2 protein-coding genes are annotated in these 1,159 nt (G+C 74.4%); both read right to left on the reverse strand.

The window, feature by feature from the left end; genetic code table 11:
- Positions 1–764: alcohol dehydrogenase catalytic domain-containing protein (locus AB0C29_RS49600; protein WP_360835508.1), on the reverse strand; the 764-nt coding region annotated here is incomplete at its 3' end.
- A gap of 38 nt (positions 765–802) precedes the next feature.
- A partial coding sequence (locus AB0C29_RS49605; protein WP_360835510.1) for an isochorismatase family protein occupies positions 803–1,159 on the reverse strand: 357 nt, incomplete at its 5' end.

A 1,159-nucleotide genomic window follows, 5' to 3' on the forward strand; every position in this document is an offset into this window, starting at 1 on the left:
GTGCGCGCCGCCGCCGCCCGGCTGAACTCGCCCGGGCCGACCACGGTGATGTCCAGATCCGGGTGCAGCCGGCGCAGGGCCGCCGTCACCAGCAGGCCGATGGTCCCCGGGCCGATGACCACGGCGCGGTCACCGCGGCGCTGCCACTGCAGCGCCGCGTGCAGGGCGACGGCCGCCGGCTCGGCGAGGACCGCACGGTACGACGGCAGCGCCCCGACCCGGTGCAGCTGACTCTCGTGGGCGGCGACGTACTCGCCCCAGCCCCCGCCCAGCGCCGCGTCGAAGCCCTGAGTGGGCGACCGGCAGCCGGACACCCCGGGCTCGTCGAAGCGCTCACAGACATACGGGAAGCCCTCCCGGCACGACCGGCACAGCGGGAAACCGCGGTGCACGCAGGACAGCACCGAGTCGACGACGACCCGGTCACCCGCGGACACCGACGTCACACCCGGCCCGGCCGACTCGACCACGGCGACGATCTCGTGCCCCAGGATCTGCCGCCGCGCGGTGTAGTACGCGCTGAGCACCAGCGACGACTTGGCGTGGGCGACGGCCGTGTCGCTGCCGCAGATGCCGGACAGCTCCGGACGCAGCAGCACCCAGCCGGGTGCGCGGGGCAGCACCGGCACCGGTACATCCTCACGCAGGACGAGCAGGCCGGCCGCGCCCCAGCCGGCGTCACCGCCGAGGCCCCCAGGCAGCGCCCGGGCGGCCGCGGTGGCCAGGTACCGGGGGATCGACAGGTCCGCCAGAACGGCTCGCATGATGCTCCTTCCAGCCGCGACGCCCGCCGCGCCCGGTCTCAACCCGGTGTGGTGACCCGGGCGACGATGTCCGCGGTGGCGGCGAGCACGACGCCGATCCCGGCGAGCTCCCGGAAGCTCTGCTCGGTGGCCTGGGAGATGGCGTCGGTGGCCAGCACGACCCGGTAGTCCCGCTCACTGGCCTCGATCATGCTGGCCCGCGGGCAGTTGGGCAGGTTGCAGCCGGCGAAGACCACCGTGTCGACACCCCGCTCGCGCAGCAGCTCGTCGAGCGCGGTGCGGTAGAAAGCGCCCCAGCGTGGCTTGAACAGGGCGTACTCGTCAGGGCCGAGCTCCTGCGGCCGCCCGTCGAGCAACAGCTTGTCGTCGAGGTCGGGCCCTTCGCCGGGCAGCAG

Origin of the sequence: Actinoplanes sp. NPDC048791 (genome assembly GCF_040650095.1) — a bacterium.
Taxonomy (GTDB): domain Bacteria; phylum Actinomycetota; class Actinomycetes; order Mycobacteriales; family Micromonosporaceae; genus Actinoplanes.